Annotated in this window: 3 protein-coding genes; 2 read left to right on the forward strand and 1 reads right to left on the reverse strand. The window is 34.9% G+C overall.

Annotation, left to right across the window (positions count from 1 at the left end):
- Positions 1–1180: septation ring formation regulator EzrA (locus tag TJ68_RS03390; RefSeq protein WP_040928742.1), on the reverse strand; the 1180-nt coding region annotated here is incomplete at its 3' end.
- A 109-nt stretch (positions 1181–1289) separates the two neighbouring features.
- Here TJ68_RS03390 and TJ68_RS03395 point away from each other — a divergent pair.
- Together TJ68_RS03395 and rpsD are read left to right on the forward strand one after the other, a co-directional pair.
- The gene (locus tag TJ68_RS03395; RefSeq protein WP_040928743.1) at positions 1290–1760 is read left to right on the forward strand and encodes a GAF domain-containing protein; all 471 of its coding nucleotides are present in this window, start codon (positions 1290–1292) and stop codon (positions 1758–1760) included.
- 227 nt (positions 1761–1987) lie between these two features.
- Positions 1988–2570 (forward strand): 30S ribosomal protein S4 (gene rpsD, locus TJ68_RS03400; protein WP_040928745.1); only part of this gene is annotated, 583 nt, incomplete at its 3' end.

Raw genomic sequence — 2570 nt, forward strand, 5'->3', positions numbered from 1 at the left:
CTTCAATCGTATGATCGATGTGCTCTAAGTTATCGATAATCTGACTATAGCGTGTCGTATTTTTATTAACTTCAGACTCAATATCTGCATACATTGTAACGAGATCTTCAATTTCGTATTCATATTTATGAATCGTTTGGATTTCTCTATCATTAATATAGTACGCATCTTTAATAAAGTTAATTTCAGTACGTAATGACATGTTTGTGTCTTTCGCTTTAAACAGCATATCACTTACTTTGTCACGTAAATCATCGAACTTAATTTTCGCTTCGACTTCGTGTTCAATTAAGTCATACATATCATCGAGTTCGCTGTGAATACGTTCTAAATCTTCTTCTGCTTCTTCTAATTCTAGTTTTGCAATTTTAGGCTCGATTAAATTTAATTCTGTACGTAAGCGTGATAGCGTCGTATCGACTTTGATATGCTCTAAATCATATCCGTCTAATCTTAACTCTCTACAACCATAACGGACTTCTTGAAATTGTGTTGGTAAGTCTTTTTGAACTTCTTTAATGAGCGCAGGGATTTTCTCCATACTCTCTTTTAAATTCGTAAGTTCTTCGTGAATTTCTACGATATGATCGTGTGCGTTATTGTAATTCCCCTCATCGATCTGTGTGTTGTACTTCTCTAGTTCTGGTTCATATGAGTTGATTAACGATTCTAATGGTTTTCTCGAGTCACCAAATTTATGGCCATCTGCTAAAACGTCACGGTTTGCTTCTCTTTGAAGCGTCACAGACTCTTCATATAACTCTTTACTCTCATCATTTTGTTTCATGAAGTCGTTAATTTCAACTGTTAACGCATCATATGTAGTTTCGATATTTCCGATATGTTGAACAGCATTATCTTCGTTCTTTTTACTATCACTAAATTTAAATTTCTTTAAATTTTCATTTGCAGCTTTAAAATTGCTTTCTGCATGCGTCTTATTGTTGGATAACGCATCTTTCCATCTCTCATCCAAGTGTTCGTATAATTCTTTTGCCTCTCCATGTAGATTGTATGTTTTTAATTTTTCTAAATCTAAATGAAATGGTAATTGAATTACATCTTGTAATCGTGCTTCTTCTTTCTGTACTTCTTCAAGTTTTGATTTTCTTAAAAACAGCAGTAATCCGATTACTATAATAACAAGGATAATCAGTCCAATTAAAATGTAAACCCACATACAATTACCCTCCTCAACTTATTATCAATTATAGACTAAATCTTTGAAAGAAAAAACAATAAACAGTATAATTTTTAAAAATGTAACAGTTACTTTAGGAGGACATACAATGTTTGATGATATTCAGCTTAAAAACTATTCAGAACTACACGGAGCACTCGATGCATTACTTGAGGAAAACTTAAATATTACTGCTAATTTGGCAAATGCTTCTGCACTACTCAACCACTTTCTAAAAGATATTAACTGGGTCGGGTTTTATTTATACGATGAAGAACTAGAAAAACTCGTCCTTGGTCCGTTCCAAGGAAAGCCCGCATGTACGACTATTGAAGTTGGTAAAGGCGTTTGTGGAACTGCTTATAGAGGTAACGACGTATTTATCGTTGATAACGTCGAAGAATTCCCAGGCCATATCGCGTGTGACGCACGTAGTAAATCAGAAATTGTCTTACCGATCTACAAAGACGGAAAAGGAATCGGTGTGTTAGATATAGACGCACCGATTTATGAACGATTCGATGAAGAAGACCGCGTTGGTTTAATCAAAGTCGTAGAAATTATTAAAAAGTATTTATAATCGATAAACAGTTGACAAAACGTAGAGATTCAAGTAATATAATAAATTGTGTAAATGAACAATATAAGTAGCAGGTATTTATTCTATGACCTTATGTGATTAGCGGTTGCGATGTGTTGTGTAACCAATGCTATGAGGCGAAGACACTTTGAATCACATACCCATAGAAGTAATTACCCCTTATGATGTTATTTGCATATAAATATATCATTAAGGAGGAGTCAATAATGGCTCGTTATACAGGATCGACTTGGAAAAAGTCACGTCGCCTAGGTATTTCATTATCAGGCACAGGTAAAGAATTAGAAAAGCGTCCATACGCTCCAGGGCAACATGGACCAAACCAAAGAGTTAAACTCTCAGAATACGGTTTACAATTAAAAGAGAAGCAAAAGCTTCGTTACATGCATGGAATTAACGAACGTCAATTCCGTACATTATTCGATCGTGCAGGTAAAATGCCTGGAATTCACGGTGAAAACTTCATGATCTTACTTGCTTCACGTTTAGACAACGTAGTATTACGTTTAGGTTTAGCTAAAACACAACGTCAAGCACGTCAATTAGTAAACCACGGACACATCACTGTTAACGGTAAAGTATTAGACATCCCGTCTTACCAACTTTCACCAGGTGAAACAGTTGCTGTACGTGAAAAATCACAAAAATTAAACATCATCGAAGAAGCTTTAGAATTCAACAACTTTGTTCCTGAATATCTAAACTTTGACGCTGATAAACTAGAAGGTACATTCGTTCGTCAACCAGAGCGTAGCGAATTATCAGCTGAAATCAACGAACAATTAATCG

The sequence above is a fragment of the Nosocomiicoccus massiliensis genome, from assembly GCF_000438455.1.
Lineage (GTDB): Bacteria > Bacillota > Bacilli > Staphylococcales > Salinicoccaceae > Nosocomiicoccus > Nosocomiicoccus massiliensis.

Coding starts and splice junctions, on each gene's coding strand:
- TJ68_RS03395 (WP_040928743.1), top strand. CDS start 1,290: ATGTTTGATGATATTCAGCTTAAAAACTATTCAGAACTACACGGAGCA.